Genomic DNA, 23,999 nt, shown 5'->3' on the forward strand with positions numbered 1-23,999 from the left:
GCCGACCGTGGGTCGGCAATACCGGGACGAGACTACAACAATCTGTATCACTTCCGGGACTGGTCGTAGGCCTGGTTGAGCCCGTCGACGGCGCGGTCGATGGGGAGGCGAAGGCCGAGTCGCTCGGTGACCATCGCCACCGGCAGCAGGACGATGCCGGCGAGCAGGGTGAGCTGGTACAGTGCGAATATCGTTGCGGTGTGCAGTCGGGCAGCCATTATCGCTTCACTCCTCCCTGGGCCAACCCAGTATATAACTATTCGGGCCCATACTGGCGTGTGTCCGATAGTTCGTGAGGGATGAAGGCGCCGCAGTCTTGCGATTCAGTCTGAGTTGTAGCTGGGGCAACTGAAACAGGCCTTCGTCGGGGTCGGGGCGTAACTCGGCGACAAGGTTGGTCCCTACTTCTCATAAGTTATAGATATAGTAACCGTGACGTGCGCGGCGTCCGCGAACCGCAACTAACGAGTAGCCAGCCTTCCTGAACTGAACTATGAACTATCTCGTGGCGATGGAAGCCGCCTGGTTGGTCCGTGACGTAGAGGATATCGACGATGCTATCGGCGTCGCCGTCAGCGAAGCGGGCAAGCGCCTCAACGAGTCCGACATGGACTACGTCGAGGTCGAAGTCGGCGCGACGGGCTGTCCGGCCTGTGGTGAGCCGTTCGACTCGGCGTTTATCGCTGCTGACACCGCCCTCGTAGGCCTGGTCCTGGAGATAGATATCTTCAACGCTGAATCCGTCGAGCACGCCCAGCGCATCGCGAAAAGCGAGGTCGGTGGCGCTCTGCGAGACGTCCCACTGAAAGTCATCGAAGTGTTCGAGACCGAGGAAGACGACGACGCCGAAGCCGAAGCCTGAGACGGATTGGCGTAGTGGTTACCGAGACGCCGACCCGGCGGGCAGCCTATCCGAGATGGCTTTCCACCAGTTCGGCTGACTGTGGTTACCCGGGGTTTTTTAATTACCCAGAGTTATGGCGTACTATGGACTTGCCGACGCCCGAGGACCTGCGGGAGCGCCGAAACGAACTGGAGCTCACTCAGAGCGAGCTGGCCGAACACGCCGACGTCTCACAGCCGCTCATCGCCCGCATAGAAGGCGGTGACGTGGACCCGCGCCTCTCGACTCTGCGCCGCATCGTCAACGCACTGGAGGAAGCCGAGGGCGGCATCATCCGTGCCCGTGACGTGATGAACTCTCCTGTAGTGAGCGTGGCGCCTGACGATTCGGTCCATCAGAGCAAGGAACTGATGGACGAGAAAGGGTACTCTCAGGTGCCCGTCATCCGCGACGGCTCACCGCAAGGGCTCATCGGCAACTCCGACATCCGCCAGCGCCCGGAGGAGAACGTCGGCGAACTCCCCGTCGCCGAGGTGATGCACGAATCCATCGCCACCGTCGAACCCGACGCCACCATCGACGAGGTCGACGCCTATCTCAACCATAACGCGGCGGTGATGGTCGTCGAGGACGGCCGGACCGTCGGCGTCATCACCGAGGCCGATATCGCTCGAACCGTCAGTTGAGCGAACCACCCGGCGTATGGGTGTGGTTCTCTCATTCGGACAGTAGGCGGCTACTCCCCCGAAAACCCGTGTCGCAACTATAATACGGGGATACGCGAATGATATTATCTGTGACTATATCAGAGAGTCCACTGGATACTCATCTGAAGGCCGCTCTCCGGGAGGCGGAGGACGACACTGCGCGGTACCATATCCGTGAGGCCCTCCAGCTGCGAATCGTCGAAGAGACGGCCCCTGACGGCTGCTGAGGTCGACCGACGTCCACTGAACGACGCCGTCACCACGTCCGCCCCCTCCGCGAGTCCCCACTGAGATGCTGGTCAGTCCCGCAGCGTCAGCCCACGAATCGAGACCGCTTCTTCGCCGTCCTCGACGTGTCCGATAACACGAGCGTCCTCGCTCGCCTCGACGACCGCCTCGGCGTCCGCTTCCGGAAGCGCCGCGACGAACCCGGTCCCCATGTTGAACGTTCGGTGCATCTCCTCGTCGGAGACGGTGCCCTCCTCCTGGACGAACTCGAAGACGGGCTGGGGGTCGAACGCGTCCGTAATCTCGTAGTGGTACGCGCCCATCCGCGTGAGGTTCGTCCACCCGCCGCCGGTGACGTGGGCGGCGGCGTGGGTCTCGGCGTCACGCAGCGGCACCAGCACCTCGCTGTAGATACGCGTCGGCGTCAGCAGCGTATCGGCGATGGACTGCTCGGGTTCGGGCGGGAACGGGTCGGTGTAGTCGTGGTTTCTGGTCACGGCCTCGCGGGCCAGCGTCAGCCCGTTCGAGTGGATGCCCGAAGATGGCCAGCCGACGATGGCGTCGCCGGGCTCGGCCTCGCCCGGGAAGACGGCGTCTTTGGGCGCCAGTCCGGCACAGGTACCGGCGATGTCCAGCCCCTTGATGACGTCGGGCATCACGGCCGTCTCCCCGCCGACGAGTGCGACGCCCGCGCGCTTGGCGCCCTCGCGCAGACCCGCACCGATCTCTTCGCTCGTTTCCTCGTCCGGTGTCTCGACGGCGAGATAGTCGACGAACGCGACGGGTTCGACACCAGCGGCCAGCAGGTCGTTGGCGTTCATCGCCATGCAGTCGATGCCGATGGTGGAGTAGTCGTCGATGGCCTCCGCCACCAGGAGTTTGGTCCCGACGCCGTCGGTGGCCAGCGCCAGATACTGGTCGCCGATGTCCACGAGGCCGGCGTAGTCGCCCTCGAACTCGCCTGCGGCGCCGATGAGCGCCTTCGTCGCCGCCTCGCTCGCGTCGATGTCGACACCCGTCTCGGCGTAGGTCAGCCCCTCCGCCTCGTCCGCTTCGTCCTCGCTCACGTTGTCCTCGGTCATACCGAAGACGGTGCGTGGGGCGGGCAAAAGAGCATCGTTCCCCGCTGTAGCACTTAGTCAGAGCACGAACAGCGCACCCACCGCGAGGACGAGCGACGGAATCGCGACGACGGCCCAGACGAGCGTGCTCCAGGCGCGAATCTTGCGACCGTCCAGCGGGCCAAAGGGAAGCATGTTGAACCCCGCCAACAGGAGGTTTATCTGGAGGCCGCGAGTTGTCAGATCAGCCAGGAAGCCACTCGTCCCAGTGGTCAGAACGAGGAAAAACGGGACCAGGAAGACGACCGAGAGCAAGAGGTTCGTCACTGGTCCCGCGAGCGCGATAAGGCCGTTCTGTTTCGCGGTGAGGCGGCCCCGGTGGACGACGGCCCCCGGCGCCGCAAAGAGGAAGCCGACCATCGCACCGACGATGGCGACGCCGAGCATCCGGTAGTCGGCACGGAACGCCGCGACCTGACCGAACCGGACCGCGACGACCTTGTGGGCGAGTTCGTGCAAGAGGAACCCGACGCCGACTGTCAGCAGGCTTATGACGAGGGTCTCGGCGACGACGACGGCGCTCAGCCCCGCGATGGCGCCGCCGGAGTCGAGTGCGGCGATGAGTTCGCGCTCCAGGAGGAGCGTGAACGCGACTCCGAGTGCGAGCCACGCGACGGCGAGGTCCCGTAGCTCCCGCTGACTGAACTGGAGTTCCATCACAACACCCCGACGAGTATCTGTGCTCCCTGCTCGATGCCGGCCCAGAGAAGGCGCGTCACACCGTCGATACCGCCGATGTCGGCCGCCAGATAGGGCAACAGGAGCGGAAAGACCACGTAGGAGGCGACGGCGCTGCCGACGTTGGCCAGCGCGACGATGAGGATGAGCCGGAAGAGCGGGACGGCCCGCATCCGCGCCATCAGGTCGGCGATGGGGGCCTCCTCGTCGCTCAGTATCTCGTTGAGTTTCCCGATGTCACCGACGTTGACGGAGATGTACCGCAGTTCGACGTAGCCGGCGAACCAGCCGGCCGCAAGCAGCGGGAAGAGGCTCGTCAGCCAGCCAAAGAGGCCCGCCGCGGCGGCGGAAGACCAGTGTGCGCCCGCCAGCTTCGCTAACCCGCCCGCACAGACGGCGTTGACGACGACGAGCGCGACGAACAGCTCCAGAAGGACGGCCTGGCTCGCACCACCGAGGATGAGCAGGCCAAAGAAGACGAGGAAGGCCAGTCCAATGGCGTAGCCCACGAGTTTGTACAGTGAAAATCGGCCGCCGCTCTCGGTGCCGACCAGCGATTCCATCGGCGGGAGTTCCTCGGGGTGGTCGAGGTAGCGCTCGATGCCCTCCCGGTGGCCCGCTCCGACGATGGCGACGACGTGATAGCCCGCCTCGCGGAGTTCGACCAGCCGGTGGGCGATGAAGGCGTCGCGCTCGTCGATGAGCGCCTCGGCGCCGCCGGGGGAGAACTGCCGGAACTCCTCCATCATCGCGCTCACGACGTCGGTGTCGGTCATCTGCTCGATGTCGAACGCCTCGACGCTATCCGGGTCGCCCCGCAGGCGTCCCAGCAGATAGGCAAGGGGGAGTCCCACGAGGAGACTCGCAGTGACGATGACGAGCAGTGTATCGAGCAATCCGACGAGCGCGCCCGGTATCGTTCCGCCGAAGCCGCCCGCCGGAAGCAGGACGGTCCCGAGGAAGGCGCTGGCCACCACGGCGAACCCACCGCCGAAGACGGCACCGACGGTCAGCCCGACGGTGAGTGGTGGGCCCAGCTCGCCCAGCAGGCTCCCCAGCAACGTCAGCTTCTCACGGGCCGTCAATCGGGCCCAGAACCGCTGGACGGTGGTCTGGATGTCCCGGTCGACCAGGGCGAGGCCCAGTCCGAGTTCCTCGGCGGTGTCGATGGCGGCTTTCATGTCGGCGCCCGGCTCGACATCGAAGCGGTCGCCGAGGCGAGCCTGGACGTAGGATAGCATCCAGTAGGCCAGGAACTGAAAGACCGTGTTCCCCCGGAGGAGGTCGCTCGCTTCGAGGTCCTCGGGCGTCTCCCCCTGCATCTGACGGTACCGGCCCTCGTCGAGCTCGACGGCCACGATGTCGGGCCGGCGCTCCTCGAGTGTCGATTCCACTTCCTCGACGCTCTGCTCGGAAACGTGGGCGGTCCCCACGACTTCGACGGACCCCTCGCCTCTCGGCTCGGGAAACTCGTCGTCCGCCGATGCCGCGTGTTCGGTCATCACGCCCGGCTACACAGTCACTTCCTTTACCGTTGTCGGGTCTGCCCACGCAGTTCGGTCGGCCCAGACAATGACAAACTGTAAAGAGGTGTCAGGTAACCACGTCTCGTTGCCAGAAAATTACTACTAAATTACAGGAGAGTCTAGAAGTAAACACCATACAGCGGTAGATAACCAGTTAGTAAGTGCCTTACCACTGTTTTAGCAACTATGATATGTGTGGACACCAACTGATAAACTGAGACACATGCACGACCTGACTGGGTTTCAGCGTGACCTGTTGTACGTAATCGCCGGACTGGACGAACCGCACGGACTCGCAATCAAGGAGGAGCTGGAAGGGTACTACGAGAGCGAGGTCAACCACGGACGGCTCTACCCCAACCTCGACACACTCGTCGAGAAAGGGCTCGTCGAGAAGGGCCAGCGGGACCGGCGGACCAACTTCTACACGCTGACCCGACGCGGTGAGCGCGAGCTCGACGCGAGACAGGACTGGGAGTCACAGTACGTCGCGGCCTGACGCCAGCGAGCTGGTCACCCGCCGGGCCGGCCAGCGTATGGCGCGGTCGATGACGTTTATCTTTCTCGCTGTCGAAGGGGGGCCTATGACACTTGATGTCGCTGTCCCCGACCGACCGACGCTCTCGGCTGCTGTCGAGGCGACGGAGTACGACGACGTGGACGTACAGGGCGACGAGTACCGACGCGAAGAGCTCGCCGAGGCCCTGGCCGACGGCGCCTGGTCGGACGCATTCAGCGAGTGGGCCACCGACACCGGCCTCGACGAGGAGACCTGGGCAATCGTCACCGACCTCGATCTGATTGCCGAGTTCGATTTCTTCTGGGACTCCTTTGCGGGGCGGGTCGGCTACCACGCTCCCGGCTTGCCGGAGAACTGGCGTGAGCGGGAGATTCACCCCGACATCGAGTCCTGGGAGACCGTCTCGTCGATAAACGCCGGGCTGACCGAACTCGGCCAGGTCGTCTGTGACGTGCTGGCCGACGACTACCTCGACTGGGAGGCCCAGGAGGTCGACGCCGGCGACCTCCCCGACTTCTAGAGCGACCTCCGGCTCCATCTATGGATAAAACGCTGCGTGGACCGGCACGCTGATAACTGTTCACGGGCATGGCTCAAATATGACAGCGATTACCTCACCACGCGAACGGGAGTGCGAGCGCTGTGGGCGACGTGACGTGTGGGACGACGAGGAAATCACCTGGCGAATCGCCGTCGTCGACGACGAGAAACAGTCCGGCAATCCACATTGTCTCCACGAGTGGGATATCAACGGGACGTTCAAACCGGTCGACTCCTGACGAGTTGCGGTACCGTCGGTCCTCGCGGGTAGTTCTGCGTCTCTGTTCTTTCGAGGGGGAGCGCAGCGAAAACGAGTCGGCAGTGCCTACGGCGCCGGCTCGGCTGCCGGTCGCGCGAGGCTACCTGCGGTATCGTTCGTGGTGGTCTCGTTCGTGGACGTATCGTCGGTCGACGAGCCGTCGGTCGAGCCGTCCGTTGTCGTGTTCGTGCTGGTGTCGTTGGTCTCGACCGTCTGGTTGCCTTCCGGGACTGTCAGTTCGACCGTCGTAGCCGACTCGTTCTCGCCGATGACCTGGCCTTCGGTGACCGTAGCGGTTCCGTTGAGCGGGTACGACGCCGTCGGTCCGACGGGGATACTGAACTCGTAGGGGCCCTGGGCTCGGACGCCCACGTCCGTGTACCCCTCGTCGGTGCCCCAGGCCTCGTAGCCGGTCGTCGAGTACGGGACGGTCATCTCGAAGCGGCCGTCCGCACCGACATCAACCCGCTGGGTGTAGGTGAAGCTCTCCCCGGTGACGTTGTTGCGCATCGGGACAGACGCCTCGACGGTGGTGTTTGCCGGGGCAGTGCCCTCGATGGTCCCTCCCTCCACGCGTTCGAATATCTTGGTCCACGCGGGGTTGGTGTGGTCCATGATGCCGGCGGCCTGGTCGGGCTGGCAGTACGTCTGGTTGCCGATGGGCATGGTGGTCTGGTTCGCCGTACAGTCACCGGTCGTGGACCGCTGGTTCGGAAGCTGCCCGAAGGCGGACTCGATGAGCTGGAACTGGTTGTGCGCCCCGGAGCTGTAGGCGCTTCGCTCGCTGGAGCCGACGTAGCGGTAGTGTTCCAGGGCCGAAACCCGCTCACCGGGCTGGGCACCGAACCCACCGATCTGTGAGGTCGCGTCCGACTCGGTGTAGTTCCGGGCCGCCTCCATCGTCCTGAACCGCTTTACAGCGGGGCTCCCATCGGCGGGTGTCGCACGGACGGTCTGTCCGCTCCGGGTGGCCGCGGTGTCCCAGTCGACGACGTAGACGAACGGCTGGCTCGCGCTCTGTGGCTCCTTTGCGCTCCCGTGGTACTCGTAGAGCCGGACGACCATACTCTCGTAGTAGTCCTGCGTCCGATAGTTGAAGTACTGCTGACTCTGTCGGCTCCGAATCGTCCCGAAATAGTCGCTCCTGGAGACGTTCGATTTGTCGTAGAACCGGGGCGGTGCGAAGAACTTCCCCTGGCCGGGCCCGCCGTAGGTGTTTGCCATCTTCCAGTCGACGGCCACGTACCTGGTCTTCGCGTCGTCCTCGTCGGTCTCGTTGAGCACCGAGTTGGCCTCTGTCTCGGTGGGCGAGAGCAGGAAGTTCGCGGCCGTGGTCGCTCCCTGCTGGAACGGGTTCGCGTTCGGAATCCGCTCGCCCTGAACCGTAATGATGTGGCCGTAGTCCCACCACGACATCACGCCGTACTCGCCTTCGCCGTAGTCGTAGTCGCTGCGGTCGGCATAGGTGCCGTAGTACTCAAGCGTCCCGTTGCCACCGGTCCCGTAGGCACCTTCCTGTGGCGAGTTCGCCTGGAGCCAGTCCATGCTCTCTGTCCAGGCGGCCGGTTCCTGACCGGGACCCGCCTGCTCGCCGACTTCCACCGCCGTCGGCGAGAAGAAGTACGCCGCACCCGGCGCGAACAGGAGCGGCCCGGTCAGAATCAACACGAGCGCGACGATAGTGATAACCTCGTAGGCCGCGACACCGTCGTCGAACGAGAAGTCGGTCCAGCGGACCACGTAATCGACGGCGACTGCGGAAAGTGCGGCCACGGGGAAGACGAGATAGACACCGAATCGGATCTGCGTGAACGATGCGGCCAGGATGAACGCGAACCAGACGACCATGAGGAACCGATCTGCGCTCGCGTCCCGGTCGAATATCTGGTTGAACAACACGAGCAGAGCGCCGATAATAGCAGCGAACAGCGCGAGTCCATGGTACTGGTAGAGGCGATCCGGATCATCGAGTGGCGTCGCCTCACCGACAGATGTCACGGTGGCAGCCGGGCTTTCGGTGAAGCCGATGACCCGCAGCACCTGGTTGACGAAGTAGCTGAACAGGTCCGGCGTCAGCACTGCAGTCAGTATCGTAATCGTTGCCAGAATGCCACCGACAGCGACCGGGTAGAGATTTCGGTCGTAATCGTTGGCCTCCACGAACCGAGCGAGCCAGGCCATAAACACACAGCCACCGGCGATAGCGGCCGCCAGCAGCACCTGCAAGAGCGTGTGGTCCACTGCCGATATGCTCAGCGACTGGAGGACCGCCAGCTGCAACACGGCAACCGTTCCCAGACTCACAGTGCCGACGATGGCTGCGTGTTCCGGGCTCTTTCCGCGGACGAATTCGATGGTCAGCCAGAGCAGGAAGAAGGTTCCGAGGATGCCCAGCAGGAGGACGGCCGGCGGCCACGTCCAGAGGTACAGCGAGATAGCGACGCCGGCGAGTATCGAGTAGCCGACCGTCGCCCTGAGCGCCGGGACGTCGCGGTCGAGGAACTGCTCGTACACTGGCTTGTCTCGTTCGCCGACCGATAGTGCGACCATCACGGCGAGTATAGAGGTCACCTGCAACAGTCCTTCGGCGACCTGGTGGTCGTAGAACCCGACGATACTCCGCTGGAGGAAGAGCCCGGCCGAGAGGGCGAGTATACCGGCTGCGGTCACACCGCCGATGCGACCGGCCAGCCGGCGACCCATGTAATAGGTGGGAATCGCGGCAAGGGTCCCCATCACAGCCGGCGCGAAGAGGGCGACCATCGCAACCGTATGGGCGCTTGGGTCGCCCAGTCCGATGATGAGCGCAATGGTACCGAACACCTGGTCCATCAGCGTGCCGAACTGTCCCGACCGCGTGCCATACGGGAAGTACGTCCACGGGTCGAACGGCATCGTGGCTGGCCAGTTCTCGACGACGTACATCGTCGAGCGGTAGTGATACCACGGGTCAGTCCCAGAAAAGAGGACCTCACCGTCGACGATATACTCCGAGTAGTTCTGGGCTCGATTCCACAACATGAACCCGAGTACGAGGAGGAGGGCTGGTACGTGATACCATGTTTTGACCCTGTCCAACGTGGACTCAGGTTCGGGGTTTTCGGCGGAAGTCCCCCGTGAGTGACTCATTGGTCTGAGACAGTCCCAAGGCCCGCATAAGCCTTTTGACCTCGCCTCGTTGCGGAGTCCAGTTCGGATAGAAACGCCTAACCGAGCCGGTGGTACATTCTCACATCATGCGCGTATCGGTCGTCCTATGTACGCATACCCTGGAGCGGTACGATGACTGTTGCGAGGCGGCCGAGAGCGTTCTCGGGCAGTCCCACGAGGACGTCGAACTGGTGCTAGTCTCGGACGGGAACGACGAACTGTACGAACAGTTCCAGGCCGATTTCGGGGACAATGACGACGTGCTGTGTACACGGACCGAGGAGAACGTCGGCCTCGCAGCAGCCCGGAACGCTGGGACGGCCATCGCCACGGGCGACATCTTCGCCTTCTTCGACGACGACGCTATCGCCGACAGGGACTGGCTCGCGGAACTGGTCTCGGTCTACGAGCAGCGGGACGTCCCCGCTGCCGGCGGCCGGATGGTGCCCTACTGGGTGGCCGGCAAGCCCAAATTTCTTCCCGAGGAGTTCTACTGGCTCGTCGGCGTCACCCACCAGGGTTTCGGACCGAACGGCGACCCCGATGAGGCCGGGGAGGTTCGGAACACGTTCGGCTCGAACATCTCCTTTCGTCGCGAGGTGTACGAGACGCTGGGTGGGTTCGAGCCCGAAATCGGAGGCCGGACCGGCGAGAAGAACCTCCAGGCCGAGGAGCCAGAACTGTGTGCCCGGATGCAAAGCGAGTTCGGACACGGGGTCTACTACACGCCCGAGGCAAAGGTGGCCCACAAGGTGTTCGACTACCGGACTGACCCTGGCTGGCTCCTCGACCGGGCGTTCTGGCAGGGCTACTCCAAACGAGGGATGGAGGTGCTCGTTCCAGAGTCAACCGGTGATGAGTCGGACTTCCTTCGGCAGCTCCTGTTTGACTCGGTACCGGATAGGGTCGGTGACCTGGTCAAGTCGCCGTCCGTGGCGGCTGCCCTGCAGTTGTTCACGCTATTCGTCCTGACCGGGTGTGTCGGTGCGGGCTATCTCTACGGCGTCTCGGTGTGGGGGTAACATAAGTCGGTTCGATACCCCGTTCCGTCTTCGGTTCAAAGCGGAGGACGGCAACAGCAGGCGAACAACGAGGAATTGACCCCACCGCGCTGTGAATCAAATATTGGTTCCCGATGAGAGCGTTCTTTTCCCAAAAGGGACAGTCGTGAAACCGGCCCAGCGGCGTGCATGGCCGTATTAATCGAAGCTACGTCCAGTGGAATACGATTTCAGATTGCATGGGGAACAGAACAATCACTGCGTATCAGACTCCTGGGCGAGGACCGAGGAATATATTACCAGCCCATTCGCCATTTCTGGTAGATGCGTGTCCTCTATTTGACCGAGGAGGCGATTTCCTTTTCCGATGCGATGGTTAGAGGGGGTGCCATCCACGTCCGAAACGTCGTCACTGGCCTCCGCGATCGTGGTCACGACGTGACGCTGCTTGACTGGAACTTGGCCCCTGAACGCGGGTTCCAGCGCTCTATCTCTCCCCGAACTCGATTTGTATGGGGTCCACTCCTGACATTAGACCGTGCCGTCGACATCGGCAGACAGCAGGATATCGACGTAGTCGTTTCGAAGACCCGTAAAACGTATTTACCAGGTTTGGTAGCTGCCCGACGGCTGGGTGTTCCCCACGTCGTCCACGTCGGCTCTAGCTTGAACCCGCCCGTTGACGGGCTAGGGGAACAGCTTGACAATGCGTCGTTTTCAGCGCGCCTTCGCGCTCCCCACGACGGATACCTCGTTGTCTGTGACTACATTGGCAGACAACTCCGCAATCGAGGTGTTTCCAACGACCGAATCTTCGACGTTCGCAACGCTGTCGATGTGGATAAATTTCACCCAGAATCGGTCCCGACCCCGCTGGCCGAACATTTCCGGGAGCAAATCGACGCTAGCGGGGCTAATCAGGGCACTCACAACCTGGGATTCGTCGGTGGGCTACAGCCCTACAAGGGCCTCGACGACCTTGCGGGCGCGCTTGACCAAACGGAGCGCGACTGGCACGTGCTGGTGGCGGGTGACGGCCCGGAGCGCGACCGCCTTGCGGCCCGCTTTGGCGAGCGCGCTACCTTTCTCGGCTCGGTTCCCTACGAGCAGGTGCCCGCGCTCTTCCACGAGTTCGACGCGTTTTGTCTCCCCTCACATACCGAGGGGCTGCCACGAGTCGTTCTCGAAGCGCAGGCGACGGCCACACCCGTGATTGCTACCCGCGTGGGCGGCGTTCCGGAAGTAATCGATGACGGCGAGACAGGGCTATTGTGTCCGCCCCAGCGACCGGCGGCACTGGCCGCGGCGCTGGAGAGGCTGGCGAGCGACGAGTCGGAGTGTGAGCGACTCGGCAACCGGGGCCGCGCCGCCGTCGAAACCGAGTTCTCGTGGCCGGCGTTGTACGAGCGCTACGAGCGGGCGCTCCGACAGGTGATCGAATGAGTGACCTCGACCAAGCGGTTCGGGACGTGGTGAAGGGTGCAAGTATCGTCTACGTCGGCCTTTTTTTGGAATTGCTGATCGCGTTCGTCGCACAGGTCGTTGCTGCGCGGTACCTCTCGGTCGGCGACTTCGGAGGGTTGACCGCCGGAACCGCACTGCTTGACGTCGGCTCGATCGTCGCTGGACTCGGGTTGGCCTCGGGATTGACACGATATCTCCCCCGTGTCGAAGCCGCCCAGAAGCGGCTGCTCGGGCTGTTTACTGTGGGGGTGACGGGGCTGACTTCGACGATTCTCGGGACCGGCGTTGCGCTCAACGCTTCGTTCATCGCGACACGGATATTCGGTGACCCGTCGGTCACGGTCAGCATCCGGATCTTTGGGATGGCGATCCCGTTCGCGGCACTGCTGAACGTCGCGGTCGGTGGCATCCGCGGCCAGGAGCGATCGACCGACCGCGTCCTCGTGAAGAACATCGTCCAGCCGCTGGCCCGCATGACGCTCGTCGCCGCGGCCGTCTGGTACGGGCTGGGACAGGCCGGCCTGGCAGGGGCCTACGCCGTTCCCTACGCGGTCAGTGCGATCATCGGGCTGGCCCTGTTTTACCGATCACTGCCCGACGTGTCGACGGTCGTCGAAACCAACTTGGTGAGCGAAGTCACCCGGTACTCGCTCCCGTTTACGATCAGTGACGTCTCGTCGTTCGTCTACCGGAGCAGCGATATCTTCCTCGTGCTCTACTTTCTGGGCGGCGCGGCCACCGGAATCTACGGCGTCGCCTACGCGGCAGTCAGTTTCATGGGGATGTTCTCGACGGCGTTCAACTTCCTGGGTACGCCCATCGCCAGCAGACTCGAAAACGAGGGTGATATCGAGGAAGTGATGGAGCTGTTTCGATCCGTCGTCCGGTGGTTGATCGTCGCCAGCGTCTGTGCACTGGTGCCACTAGCTGTGTTCGCCACTGACTTCATCTCGATCATCTATCAGTCGAAATACGCAAGTGGTGGCCCAGTCCTGGCGGTACTGGCGCTTGGGTTTGCTGCGAAGAACGTCCTCAGTATTCATAATTCCATCCTGCAAGCGGTCGCCAGATCCAAGACGCTTTCGGCCAATACCGTTATAGCGGCCGTCAGTAACCTCCTACTCAACGTTCTGCTCATCCCACGGTTCGGGCTCGTCGGTGCGGCCATCGCGACACTGCTCTCTTTCCTGATTCGGGACGGACTGGCAGCAGTCCAGGTGTACTTGACGCTGGGGAGCTCGCCGCTCACACCGAGTGCGCTTCGCCCCCTGGTGCCCGCAGTCCCTTTTCTCTTGATCGTCTGGACCGTCGTCGCGCCCGCCACGCCGGGAACTTTCCTGTGGTTGCTGGCCGTGACTGGACTCACCGCGACCGTCTACACCGTGGTCGTGCTGGTCGCGTTCGGCCTCTCCGAAACGGAATTGATGATCATCCGGTCGGCCGAAGAGCAGTACGGCCTCGACTTCTCCCGGATAGACTGGCTGATTACCAGACTGGCTAAACGATAAGCTCGAAAATCAATACTCATAACCCACCGGTTCGCCAGTGTATGCATATGAGTATCGACCCGCAACACGCCCTCTCCGAGGTCCGCAAGAACTACGGTTCGTTCAACTGGTGGCGCAATCGGGTGGTCGTGCCCTTCGTCTTCGGGACCGCAACGCGGCTCCACCCGGGCTATCCCGGGTACGGTGAGGCAGTCCATGTCATGGAGGAAGACTGGGACACGCTGATTGTGCTCGACGCCTGTCGGGCCGACTACTTCGAACAGGTTGCCGAGATGGACCGGTACGACGAGTACAGCAGCCGAATCAGCCTCGGCAGTCACTCCAGTGAGTGGACACGCCGCAACTTCCAGGGGAAACGGTTCGGCGACACCGTCTACGTCTCGGCGAACCCCCACACCTCGCTGGAAGCCGGCGACAGCTTCCATCATATCTACGAGCTCTGGGAGACCGACTTTGACGACGAGGCCGGTGTGGTCCCTCCCGACGCGGTCCGGGACGCCGCCATCGAGGCCCACGAACAGTACCCCGACAAGCGACTGATCGTCCACTTCATGCAACCCCACGGCCCATTTCTCGGGAGCGATGTCCAGGTCACCGACGAATCCTCCTACTGGCAGGCCTACGCAGAGAACCTCGACTACGTACTCCCGTTCGTCCACGAAATCATCGATGCCGTCCACGAAAAGACAGTGGTCACCGCCGACCACGGGCAGGCTTACACTGGGGGCATCAAAGATTATCTGGGGATCGGCGGACACAAACCCCGGCTCCGGTTCCCCTCGTTGGTAGAGGTCCCATGGGCCGTCGTCGAGGGCGACCGGCGCGAAATCGTGGCCGGCGAGATCAACCGAGCGGAGGGCGAACAGGTTCAGGACCGACTCAAGGATCTGGGCTACCTGTAGCCGACTCGTCCAACTCGAACCCTGTGGTATCGATGATAAAAACCGGGTCACCCCTCTCGTTTTTGAACTCCTTCGTATGCTCGAACATCTGGGCCCGACGGATGTCGATGGCGTCACCGTACAGCGCCTCCAGACGACCTGTATAATACTCCATACTATCGGCTGGGTCGAGCAGTCCGTTTTCGTTTTTGAGTAGCGGTCGATCTCCTGGCGGCTCGTATACCAGAACGTCACACCGGTCCATGACGACCTGGAACATCCACTCGGCAGTGTCTAGTCCGGACGCTTTCTCCCAGTGGTGATGAACCGTCATGAACAGGATCACGTCCACCTCCGGAAGCTTGGTGACGTTCGCTGAATTGATGTCCCATTTGACGAACCCGCACCCGTCGATGTTATCTGCCCGCTCTCTCGCACGTTGAACTCTCGATTCCTTGTAATCGATACCAAGTGAGAAGGCTCCGGTAGCCGCCGCCCGTCTCGTAAAAAAACCTTCTGCACAGCCGATATCGATGACCGACCCGGCGTCCGAAACCTCCGGCTCTATATACTCCCACCGCTCGTGATTGTCGACACGCTCGCCGTGGTAGTCGACATCTGTCCGGTTGAAAAACCTATAGTAAATGAAATCTTTGATACCACGACCAACCTCTGATGCACCGCCCGTCGTATATAACTCTTTGACCCTCTGTAATTTTGCTCTCATGAAAATTGCCACTCAGGATTAGCCTGGGTAATCGAAGTAATTAAAACTATACTTTTTCTCCTTTAGGTAATGAACCTCCGGTCCGTCAGTCGCCAGGCGTGGCTGAGACTCCGGGATACGGGGATTCGGTCACTGGTACGTGCAGGAATATCGTTCGTATTCGTGGCACTCGGTCGACTGTACAATCGTGGTCTGGTACGCGCCCGACATTATCGACACAGACGACGGTACGGCGGGAGTGCTCCTGAGCCGTACGGAGTCATTTTTATCGACCCCACCGAGGTCGAACGGCGGATCTACCCGTACGTTGGGAACGAACTGTCGGAATACGGCACATACATTCGCGACGGGAACTGGGACCGGAGCTATACGGAGCGTACGATCCAGTATCTTCCTGACATTCCACAGCACACTCAGCTCGTGTTTCCACTGGAGGAATCGCTATTCTTCACGACGATCAGAGCCTGGATCGAGGACGACGACGAGTGGAAAGAGACCGACTGGTACGCGTTGGACACCCAGTACAAATCGGTTGCGAAGGCGGAGCAACGGCTGGACCAGATCGAGACGCTGTACGAGGAGATCGTTTCCGGCAACTATCTGAGCCAAGCGACGTTGTCGAACCGGAACCCACACTCGCGGTCGGTACTCAGATACGCGTTGTTACCGCCTGCACATTTCGAGGTCGAAGTGGCGATCGGCCGTGATGGGGAGATATTCTTCGTCGATGGAAAACATCGGTTTTCGATAGCAAAATACACTGAAGCCGAACGGATCCCTGTCCGGGTGGTGGTCCGCCACGAGGCGTGGCAGGAGTTGCGTCAGGAGATACACGACACGAAAGCGGTCTCGGAGCTGAGTTCACGGGCGCGATCCCACCTGTCGCACCCGGATATGGCCGATCTCACGGACGACGGCCTCACCGAATCGGAGTAGCGGTCACTGTTTGTATCCCAGGTCTTCGAGTCGCTGTTTCACGGCCTCGCTTTCGTCGACCTCCGGAAGCGTGATATCGGTCGCATCGGCTTCGTCGAGATACGTCTGCATTTGCGTTTTGTGCTCGTCGACGACGGCCGGATGGTGGTCGCTTACGTCCTCCAGCTCGTCGGGATCGTTCATCAGGTCATACAGCTCGATGACACCATCGGCGGTTCGCCAGAAGCACTTCCACCGGTCGGTTCGGCTGGCGAGAGTTTTCCCCCCTCGGCCCGTACAGAGCGCCATCTCCTCACCCCCGACAGGAGCGTCGAGATCGGTCCCCATAGTGGTAGAACTGATACATGGAGCCCGGCTCACCCCCTGCATGCGCTCGGGCGTCTCGATGTCGACCAGATCGAACATCGTCGGTCCGAGATCTATCAGTGACACCTGCTCGTCGACACGTTCGTTTGTCAGCCCTGGCGCACGGATGATGAGGGGCACTCGAAGGAGTTCGTCGTAGAGATACGGGTGATGGCCAAAGCGGTCGTGTTCGCCGAAGGCTTCGCCGTGGTCGGCGGTGACGACGATTGCCGTGTCGTCGAGGATGCCACGCGTTTCGAGGTCGTCGAGCAGTCGTTCGATGGTCTCGTCGACCAGGCGAATCTCGCCGTCGTACAATGAGAGCAGATCCGCGACATCGTCGTCGGTCAGCTCCTCGGGATTTTCCTGCATCATACCGTTGAGGTTGGCTTTGCGACGGGTCGACAGCGTCTCCAGGCCCTGCTTTTCGAGATGTTCGTCCGGCGGGGTGAAGGGGTAGTGAACGTCCATGTAGTGGAGCCACATGAAAAACGGCTGGTCGCCGTCCCACTCCTCGTCGAGCCAGCGGGTCGCCCGGTCGGTGATCTCCGGGGCACGGACGTACGCGGAGGTATCGGCCGTCATCTGGAACATGTGGTACCCTCGCCGGAGCAGTTTGTAGAGCAGGCCGTCGGGATCGAGACGTTCGTCGACGAAGTTCTTGAGCGTCCAGGCGTCGTCGTCGTCCTCGCCGCCGTCGTTGAACGTATCGAAGCCGTGGTTGTAGTTTTTTTCGGGACCGAGATGCGGGTTCGAGTGGTACCCGACGGTGGTCCAGCCGGCGTCACGGAACGTCTCCGAGAGGAAGGGGCGCTGTTCGTCGAGATATCGGTAGCCACCGTACATGAGCGGGTGCGTTCCGGTGAGGATCGTGGGGAAACTCGATGGCGTGTTGGGACCGTTCGCGACCGCTTGATCGAACGAAACGAACTCCTCGGCCAGTCGGTTGAGCGTCGGTGCCCGGGTGGCACTGTCCGGCATCCCGAGTGTGCGGTCGTACCGGAGACTGTCCACAGTAATCAGAATGACGTTACGAACTCCCATTGGTCACTTCTTTTCTGAGGTGACTCATCAGTGTTTTCGTTGGGCAGACTCCCGGGGGCGAACCCGAAAGAATACAACGGATATCTGCGAACGAGGACCTATGTCTCGACCGCACGTCTTTCTGATTACTGCGGACGGTCTCCGGTACGACAGACTTTCTCACTCCGGCAACGACGTAGAGACCACCCCGACACTCGATAAATTGGCCAACTCGGGTGCCGTCTGTCACAACACCATCGCCACCGGGACCGGTACCCGGACGAGTTTTCCGGGCATCCTCACCTCGTCGTACCCGCTGATGTACGGCGGGTTCTCCCAGATGACACGCCACCGTCTCCCGATCAGTGAGCTGTTCCAGGAACGGGGCTACGTCACACTCGGTGTCAACACGAACGCACAGTTGCACACGCGGTTCGGCTGGGACCGCGGGTACGATGTCTACTACGACAGCGAGCAAACGACGGTCAACAATCCCGTCGGCGCGTTCACGCAACCGGACGACGACACTGACGACGAGCAGTCGTTCATCGATGCAAACCTGGAGGAGCTGAAATCCGAGGTGTACGAGCGCCTCGACCACGACGGGGCGCTGTTCCGGACGTTAGAAACTGCCTACCGGCAGATAGAGGGTCGAACACCGCCATACGACCGGGCTGTCGAAACGGTCGACCGCACGCTCTCGTTCATCGATCAGGCACCCGACGACGAACCGCTGTTCGTCTGGATTCACTTCATGGAGACACACTCGCCGTACTTCCCGCCCGGTGACTACCGGACGAAGTATCTCAGCGAGCGGGTCTCGGACGGGCGGATCTGGCGGCTCAACGACCGGCTCCACACCGAACCCGACAGCCTGACCGAGGCGGAGGTCTCCATCATCTCACAGCTGTACAACGGTTCGCTCCGGTATCTCGACGACCAGATTGGCCGGCTGTTCGACGGCCTGCGAGAGCGAGACCTGTGGGACGACAGCGCCGTCGCCTTCAGTGCCGACCACGGCGAGCAGTTCCGCGAACACGGGGAGCTGACCCACTGTGCCAAGCCCTATGAGGAGGGCGTCCATGTTCCCCTGTTGTTCAGGATTCCCGACGAGCACCTGACCGACATCGACGGTGTGACCTCGACCATCGACATCGCCCCGACACTGCTCGATATCGCCTTCGACGACCCCCGCCCGTCCGAAAAGTACCACGGCCAGTCGCTAGTGCCGGTGCTCGGGGGCGAGGCCGAGATCGACGGCGACCGTGCGGTGTTCAGCCAGGACGCCTCCGAGGCGGGGCGCGAGACGAACCTCGCCCACCGGATCACGGGCTGTCGAACCGCCGACTGGAAGTACATAACGTCCGTCCAGGACGACTTCGAGACGTTACTCTTTGCCCTCCAGTCTGACCCCGGTGAACAGGAGAACGTGGTTGCGGACCACCCGGACGTTCGAGACGCGTTCGCCGACCGGGTCGAACGCCACTACCAGCAGTCGGCCTACACCGACTACGAGATCGCCGACGCGGTCGACACCGGCCACGTCAGCGAGCGCCTGCAGGCGCTGGGCTATCTCGACGAGTGATCAGAGGTCGTGTTCGTCCGCGAAGGCAGGATAGAACGCACGGACGTCGTCGGGCGTGCCGAGGACGTGGACGCGGTCAGTCGGCACCGAGACGAGATCGATATCGTCACCCTGGTCGACTAGCCAGTTGTACAGCGGTGCGATGTACGTCTCGCCGTACTCGGCTTTCACGTCCCCGGCGGCAGCCTCGTAAGCCGCCCTGAACCGACCCCAGGATTCGAACTGGTAGAAGCCGATGGTCGCGGCGTCGGAGACGCGCTCTTTCTCGGTGACACGGGTGACGGAGCCGTCGGCGTCGGTCTCGACGAAACTCCAGCGCTCGCCCTCGGGTGAAAAGACGGGAATCGAGTGACCCAGTCCTACGTCGTCGGCCCGGAGTTCACCCGGCTCGATGTAGGTGTCGATGTTGAAGATGGCCATCGTCTCCTCGTCGGGAACTAGGTCGTCGGCGTACATCGCCGTCGAGGCCTGGCCGTCTGTTACCTCCGGGACCGACACCGTCTCGTACTCCTCTATCCCGACACGTTCACAGTGGGTGGCGATAACGTCGTCGACGTCGTGGTCGGCGCGGGTGACGAACACGAACGAGTCGTCCGTGAAATCCGACAGTCCGTCGAGTGCGTACTCGAACATCGTCCGTCCGTCGATCTCGATGAGGAACTTCGGCCCCTCGATGCCTGCCTCTTTGAACCGGCTGCCACGTCCCGCCATCGTGATGACGACCGTTCTGCTCATAGGTCCCCTCGCGCGGCGGCGAACTTTTCGATTCCGGTTGCGAGCATACACTGCTGGCGCTGGGTACTGTCGCTGTGGAGCGGCACCATACTCAGATACAGGAGCGATTCGAGCAGTTTCACGTCCTGCACATCCTCGGGATACTCCTGTGCGAGCTGGTCGTCGAACAGTTCCTCCCGGCGGTCGTGAACTGGGTCCGTGTGCGTCTCGAAGGAGACCTGCTCCTCGGAGACGGACACGTCGAACAGGTCGTTGATGATGAACTCGTAGTGGCCCGAGACACTGTGGCGAAGCTTCGCCAGATCGTACCGGTAGTCCCCGTAGATCGTGTGGGGACCGAACGCCCCGCGAGGGTCGATCAGTTTCGGGATGTTGTTTCGCACGTCGAAGAGCACGTTCGGGAAACAGAGATCTCCGTGGATCACGCTCAGTCTATCCCGTTCGAGGAGGCAACTCTCCGTGAGTGTGTCCCGGAGTATGTCGAGGATTGCCGGCACCGTCGGGTAGGTCTCGCCGTTGACGGTGATCTCGCCTGGCTCGAAGAAGGGGTCCAGACCGGCCATCCCCTCGGCCCGGCGGAGTCGGTTGACGGTCTTCTCGTAGTACATCTCTTCGAGCGTTTCGGTTATCTCGGCGGGGTCGGTCTCCAGCTGGAACTCCTGGAACCGCTCCAGCAGGGTAAACAGTGAACTGTAGATGTTGCTCCAGAGGTGGAGGCCGTGTGAGCCGTAGATGTAGATGTCGCTCAGCGTCGGGTATCCGATGTACTCCATGGTAATCGACGGGTCGACGTAGGAGTCCGAGTAGTCGTAGATCTGCGGGATGTACGGGCGGAGCTGTTTGGGGAGTTTCTTGAACCAGGAGATCTCGTTACGGAGGGTATCGCTGTCTTCGCTGGATTTCGTTATCGTGTTCGTGGCGACGTCGATGCTGTTGAACTCTCGAACGTTCAGCGAGTCACGCTTGTTCTGGTAGTAGGTATCGAGGTGGCCGATGTCGACCCAGCGGTCGGCTTCGAGCAACTGGGACGGCTGATTCGACAGGTACGACTGGAGCGCGACGTAGAAGGGGTCCAGCTTGCCGTCGTCCCCGCCACAGGCTGCCTTCAGCAGCGTCCAGTAATCCGCCGGGGCAGTCAGCTTGAACTGTCCGGTGAACACGTTCCGTGGGCTGTCGAACACCCGGCTGAACTTCTCGGTGATCGAGTCGATTTCGCCATCGTCCGTCTTCGAGAAGGAAGTCCACCGGTAGGCATGCGAGACCTCCGAGCAAGAGACCGTGCTCGCGTCGACCCCGTAGCCGACCGGCGAGACGATGGTGTCCGCGAAATTAATGTACAGATCTGCGTCATCGAGCGACCGCCTGTCGGCGATCTGGCTGAGCGAGTCTGCCACCGTCTCGCCGAGAGAGGTTGTCCCCGAGACGTCGAGCAGCGTCCACTCCCGGTCCAGCCGGTCCAGCATCGACGCGAGCTTCTCGATTTGCTCGTCACCGGCCACGTACAGATCCATGTCGTGTTCCTCGTACTCCGCGGCGATATGTTCGATTGCCGGCTTCCCGTCGAAGGGAATCATCGCGGTCGCGATCGGCCCGAGATCGAACTTCAGCTCGTCGGGGACCAGCACGGCCGAGGGCACCAGTAGGATATCCTCATTCGTCGCCATACTCGTACCACCCTGGACCGAAATCCGCCGGGAAATCCGCCGGTTCTACCGTGTCACGAAAGAGGTCGCCCATACTCTCCTCTGGCCACGCCGCATCACGATAGAGGTTTCGACTGCGGTGGTCACCCGTGAACCGCTCGTCCGTGAACGGTACCACGGCGAACAGGAGCCGGTGACCCTGGTGGTAGATCTCCTCCCCGACGTTTTTCGCCAGTTGCGTGAGTTTCTCCTCGAATGGCTTGTCGAGAAAGTCGGCTTTGACCGGATAGCGACGGCCAAAGGTTACAGGCCGGTAGCCGTAACACCGAACCCGAAGGTTCTGTTTCAACTCTTTCCATCGCAGCCGGCGGAACAGTTTCGATTCCTGCATCTCGTGGTTCTCGCGCAATCTGGTGACGTACTCCCCCCCGGTGATGTCGAACCGACGGAGGTAGTTCGCCTGGACACTCCTGCCGTAGTCCTCGGGGAAGTCTTCGGCCGCCACGTGGACGAATCCGTACTCCGGGACGAACGTACTCGGTCGCACGCCCGCGTACGGCTGGGTCTTCTCCCTGTCGTCCCACCAGAGATCGGTCGTCTTGTCCGAATAGTAGAAGAAGTTCGACCGGCCGACGTTCCCCAGCAGGAGCAACATCAGCATATTGTGGATCGCGGTATGGGGAAGCAGATCCCGGGGGTCGAACTCGAAGAAGGAACGCTCCGCAAAACCGTCCGACTCGAACAAGAAAAACTGGTCCATGACGCTCCCGAGCCAGAACTTGGGTCGCCGGTAGGACGATCCCATCCCCCGGACAGCGGCGTGTTTCTCCGAGTCGTCGAGCCGGTCAACCAGACCGAGCAGCTTCGACTCATCAAGTGGCCAGGCGTCGGCGTGGAGATGCATCACGTACTCACAGCCAGCGTCCATCGCGCCGCGACAGCTCCGTTGCATCGAGTCCAGGATGCGGCTGTTGAGGTTGATATCGGCCCGCAATCCTGACATCTCGGGTGTGTACTCGATCTCTGCGCCCTGAACAAAATGATCCACGTCGATGGGTTCGATCCGACTCGCCGCGTCCGGATGGTTGCTACAGACGGAGATGTAGTACTCCTCTTCGAAGTTGTGGCGCAGAATATCGACGAGTACCCCGAGGTCGTCGAACTTGTCGTACAGCGAGACGGCGATTCCGATCATGAGTCGAGGGCCCTGGCGTCGGTTTCCAGCAGTGCCAGGATCTCCTCCCGGGAGTTGTTCATGAACTCACCGGGACGAATCGCCTTGTCGTCGACGTAGAACCCGTCGTGGCCACACCACGGCTTACCGTAGTGGATCTCGTCGTACGGAACGTCGTGTTCCTCAAGCCAGTCGAGCAAAATCGGGGCGGTCTCGGCGTTTATCTTTCCGGTGCGACCCTCGTGGGTGTTCATGTTCCGCGCCGTGTAGAGAACGATATAAAAACCCTCCTCATGGTATGAGCGCAGGCGCGAGAGCACCGCCTCCTTGGGTTCGCGCTCGGAGTAGGGGGTGTCGTCGTCCTTCTCGACCAGCACCCCGTCGATATCGAAAACGACTCTATCGTGTTTCTCGACGGTCATCGTCTGGACCGAGAAGAGGATTATAAATAAAATCTACGTATGCGTCCCCCCCAGCAGGCCGTGTCTGGAGTTCTCCGTCGGGGCGTGTCGGAGACTCTCCCGGTGGCCGGGAAGGCGTCTCCCAGGAGCGAAGAAGGCAGCGGTCCCGTCAGCAGAGCTCACTCGCCGTCACGAACGCCGCGGGGGCGACCGGGTCAAGCAGTCGTTCGACACGATTGCGGAACTCACTGCCGGCGTTTTCCAGATCGGCGTGATGGGTGGTCGCGTCGTAAGGATGCATGTACATGGAGAACCCGTTCGACTCGGCACGGAGCCACGAGAGAGCACGCAAGCCTGAGCAACCGCGCCTGTCACTCCGTAACGCGTTCGCGGTCGCAGTGAGTTCGCGGTTCGGGAACAATCGTAGACCCACCAGTGAGAGCAGGGGTGGACGCGCATACGTCGTCGGAAGTTCGAACAGACCAGAGTCGAGGGTGAACGGATTCTGTCTGGCCGTCAGCGACTCCGGAAGGTAATTCGTGTATCTGACGTTGATTGACGCGTCTACCTCGAATCCAAGTTCCTGGAGCACCTCGAACGTCGTCTCGCTGGCGCTATGTCGACCGGCACGGAACGCCGTCACCTCACGTTTGTCCACGCTGGCCACCTCGGCGAGTGTCGAACGGGTCCTTCTGATCAATTCACGTTGACGGTCCGCGTCGAGTTCCGCGAGCTGGTCGTGTTCGTGGCCGAATTCGCGGGGATGAACGTGGACACCAATCTCGTGGTCAGCGGCGAGGTCAGCGACGACCTCTGGCAGTTCGGTAGCGATTCGATGAGTCGCGTAGACGGTCCCACGAGGGACGACGTCGTCGAACCAGTCCATTGCTTCGGCGACTCCGTCGAGTGTGTCATCCTTGTTGGGTTCGAGGTCAACGGAAAAAGCAACCCACTCAGTCATCCCTTCGACGTTGCCGGCCCTCCGATATTTATATTATCATTG

General features: G+C 61.7%; 23 protein-coding genes. 11 read left to right on the top strand and 12 right to left on the bottom strand.

The genetic code is table 11. The features are described 5' to 3' along the window. Window positions 1-47: 47 nt before the first annotated feature. Complete coding sequence (locus tag EGD98_RS04950; RefSeq protein ID WP_220587238.1) at window positions 48-218, bottom strand: hypothetical protein; 171 nt, start codon at window positions 216-218, stop codon at window positions 48-50. Window positions 219-493: 275 nt separating this feature from the next. Here EGD98_RS04950 and EGD98_RS04955 point away from each other — a divergent pair, with 275 nt between their 5' ends. Beyond that, window positions 494-862: a DUF555 domain-containing protein gene (locus tag EGD98_RS04955; protein WP_220587239.1), complete on the top strand. Its 369-nt coding sequence runs from the start codon at window positions 494-496 to the stop codon at window positions 860-862. A 125-nt stretch (window positions 863-987) separates the two neighbouring features. Then, window positions 988-1,530: a CBS domain-containing protein gene (locus tag EGD98_RS04960; RefSeq protein ID WP_220587240.1), complete on the top strand. Its 543-nt coding sequence runs from the start codon at window positions 988-990 to the stop codon at window positions 1,528-1,530. A gap of 320 nt (window positions 1,531-1,850) precedes the next feature. Here the strand turns inward: EGD98_RS04960 and purM are convergent, their stop codons facing one another. From purM to EGD98_RS04975, 3 genes are read right to left on the bottom strand one after another with little or no spacing between them, the layout of a single operon-like run. After that, complete coding sequence (gene purM, locus EGD98_RS04965; RefSeq protein ID WP_220587241.1) at window positions 1,851-2,861, bottom strand: phosphoribosylformylglycinamidine cyclo-ligase; 1,011 nt, start codon at window positions 2,859-2,861, stop codon at window positions 1,851-1,853. Between the two features lie 57 nt (window positions 2,862-2,918). Further along, window positions 2,919-3,557 carry a zinc metalloprotease gene (locus EGD98_RS04970; protein WP_220587242.1) on the bottom strand — a complete coding sequence of 213 codons (639 nt, stop codon included), beginning with the start codon at window positions 3,555-3,557 and terminating at the stop codon, window positions 2,919-2,921. After that, window positions 3,557-5,080 carry a TraB/GumN family protein gene (locus EGD98_RS04975; protein ID WP_220587243.1) on the bottom strand — a complete coding sequence of 508 codons (1,524 nt, stop codon included), beginning with the start codon at window positions 5,078-5,080 and terminating at the stop codon, window positions 3,557-3,559. Before EGD98_RS04975 ends, EGD98_RS04970 begins: the two co-directional genes overlap by 1 nt. Window positions 5,081-5,327: 247 nt before the next feature. Here EGD98_RS04975 and EGD98_RS04980 point away from each other — a divergent pair, with 247 nt between their 5' ends. The 3 genes from EGD98_RS04980 to EGD98_RS04990 all read left to right on the top strand — a co-directional run bounded on the left by EGD98_RS04980 (window position 5,328) and on the right by EGD98_RS04990 (window position 6,403). Further along, window positions 5,328-5,603: a PadR family transcriptional regulator gene (locus tag EGD98_RS04980; RefSeq protein ID WP_220587244.1), complete on the top strand. Its 276-nt coding sequence runs from the start codon at window positions 5,328-5,330 to the stop codon at window positions 5,601-5,603. 85 nt (window positions 5,604-5,688) lie between these two features. Then, on the top strand, window positions 5,689-6,144 hold the full coding sequence (locus EGD98_RS04985; RefSeq protein WP_220587245.1) for a DUF7992 family protein: 456 nt from the start codon (window positions 5,689-5,691) through the stop codon (window positions 6,142-6,144). Window positions 6,145-6,223: 79 nt separating this feature from the next. Continuing rightward, complete coding sequence (locus tag EGD98_RS04990; RefSeq protein WP_220587246.1) at window positions 6,224-6,403, top strand: HEWD family protein; 180 nt, start codon at window positions 6,224-6,226, stop codon at window positions 6,401-6,403. A gap of 86 nt (window positions 6,404-6,489) precedes the next feature. Here the strand turns inward: EGD98_RS04990 and EGD98_RS04995 are convergent, their stop codons facing one another. After that, window positions 6,490-9,552: an oligosaccharyl transferase, archaeosortase A system-associated gene (locus EGD98_RS04995; protein ID WP_220587247.1), complete on the bottom strand. Its 3,063-nt coding sequence runs from the start codon at window positions 9,550-9,552 to the stop codon at window positions 6,490-6,492. Between the two features lie 107 nt (window positions 9,553-9,659). Here EGD98_RS04995 and aglG point away from each other — a divergent pair, with 107 nt between their 5' ends. The 4 genes from aglG (at window position 9,660) to EGD98_RS05015 (ending at window position 14,448) form a co-directional block, all read left to right on the top strand. After that, window positions 9,660-10,595: a glucosyl-dolichyl phosphate glucuronosyltransferase gene (aglG, locus tag EGD98_RS05000; protein ID WP_220587248.1), complete on the top strand. Its 936-nt coding sequence runs from the start codon at window positions 9,660-9,662 to the stop codon at window positions 10,593-10,595. A 303-nt stretch (window positions 10,596-10,898) separates the two neighbouring features. Continuing rightward, on the top strand, window positions 10,899-12,017 hold the full coding sequence (locus EGD98_RS05005; RefSeq protein ID WP_220587249.1) for a glycosyltransferase family 4 protein: 1,119 nt from the start codon (window positions 10,899-10,901) through the stop codon (window positions 12,015-12,017). Next, on the top strand, window positions 12,014-13,546 hold the full coding sequence (locus EGD98_RS05010; RefSeq protein WP_220587250.1) for a flippase: 1,533 nt from the start codon (window positions 12,014-12,016) through the stop codon (window positions 13,544-13,546). The genes EGD98_RS05005 and EGD98_RS05010 overlap by 4 nt, the downstream gene beginning before the upstream one ends. A gap of 47 nt (window positions 13,547-13,593) precedes the next feature. Beyond that, window positions 13,594-14,448, top strand: coding sequence for an alkaline phosphatase family protein (locus EGD98_RS05015; RefSeq protein ID WP_220587251.1), 855 nt, complete (start codon window positions 13,594-13,596; stop codon window positions 14,446-14,448). On the opposite strand, the gene EGD98_RS05020 is transcribed toward EGD98_RS05015, so the two are convergent. Further along, window positions 14,426-15,166, bottom strand: a complete 741-nt coding sequence (locus EGD98_RS05020; RefSeq protein ID WP_220587252.1) for a class I SAM-dependent methyltransferase — start codon at window positions 15,164-15,166, stop codon at window positions 14,426-14,428. The two genes, EGD98_RS05015 and EGD98_RS05020, sit on opposite strands and share 23 nt — an antisense overlap. Before the next feature lie 57 nt (window positions 15,167-15,223). On the opposite strand from EGD98_RS05020, the gene EGD98_RS05025 reads away from it, so the two are divergent. Continuing rightward, window positions 15,224-16,090, top strand: a complete 867-nt coding sequence (locus tag EGD98_RS05025) for a hypothetical protein (protein WP_220587253.1) — start codon at window positions 15,224-15,226, stop codon at window positions 16,088-16,090. A gap of 3 nt (window positions 16,091-16,093) precedes the next feature. Here the strand turns inward: EGD98_RS05025 and EGD98_RS05030 are convergent, their stop codons facing one another. Then, window positions 16,094-17,479: a sulfatase family protein gene (locus EGD98_RS05030; protein ID WP_220587254.1), complete on the bottom strand. Its 1,386-nt coding sequence runs from the start codon at window positions 17,477-17,479 to the stop codon at window positions 16,094-16,096. A 100-nt stretch (window positions 17,480-17,579) separates the two neighbouring features. Here EGD98_RS05030 and EGD98_RS05035 point away from each other — a divergent pair, with 100 nt between their 5' ends. Further along, on the top strand, window positions 17,580-19,043 hold the full coding sequence (locus EGD98_RS05035; RefSeq protein ID WP_220587255.1) for a sulfatase family protein: 1,464 nt from the start codon (window positions 17,580-17,582) through the stop codon (window positions 19,041-19,043). Here the strand turns inward: EGD98_RS05035 and EGD98_RS05040 are convergent, their stop codons facing one another. The 5 genes from EGD98_RS05040 to EGD98_RS05060 all read right to left on the bottom strand — a co-directional run bounded on the left by EGD98_RS05040 (window position 19,044) and on the right by EGD98_RS05060 (window position 23,957). Then, window positions 19,044-19,778, bottom strand: a complete 735-nt coding sequence (locus tag EGD98_RS05040; RefSeq protein ID WP_220587256.1) for an NTP transferase domain-containing protein — start codon at window positions 19,776-19,778, stop codon at window positions 19,044-19,046. Then, complete coding sequence (locus tag EGD98_RS05045; protein ID WP_220587257.1) at window positions 19,775-21,442, bottom strand: aminoglycoside phosphotransferase family protein; 1,668 nt, start codon at window positions 21,440-21,442, stop codon at window positions 19,775-19,777. The genes EGD98_RS05040 and EGD98_RS05045 overlap by 4 nt, the downstream gene beginning before the upstream one ends. After that, window positions 21,429-22,616, bottom strand: a complete 1,188-nt coding sequence (locus EGD98_RS05050; RefSeq protein WP_220587258.1) for a hypothetical protein — start codon at window positions 22,614-22,616, stop codon at window positions 21,429-21,431. The genes EGD98_RS05045 and EGD98_RS05050 overlap by 14 nt, the downstream gene beginning before the upstream one ends. After that, a complete protein-coding gene (locus EGD98_RS05055; RefSeq protein WP_220587259.1) occupies window positions 22,613-23,017 on the bottom strand; it encodes an HAD family hydrolase in 405 nt (134 codons plus the stop codon). Before EGD98_RS05055 ends, EGD98_RS05050 begins: the two co-directional genes overlap by 4 nt. A 148-nt stretch (window positions 23,018-23,165) precedes the next feature. Beyond that, window positions 23,166-23,957, bottom strand: coding sequence for a polysaccharide deacetylase family protein (locus tag EGD98_RS05060; RefSeq protein WP_220587260.1), 792 nt, complete (start codon window positions 23,955-23,957; stop codon window positions 23,166-23,168). Window positions 23,958-23,999 lie beyond the last annotated feature (42 nt).

This window comes from Haloarcula salinisoli, assembly GCF_019599405.1.
Classification (GTDB): Archaea; Halobacteriota; Halobacteria; order Halobacteriales; family Haloarculaceae; genus Haloarcula; species Haloarcula salinisoli.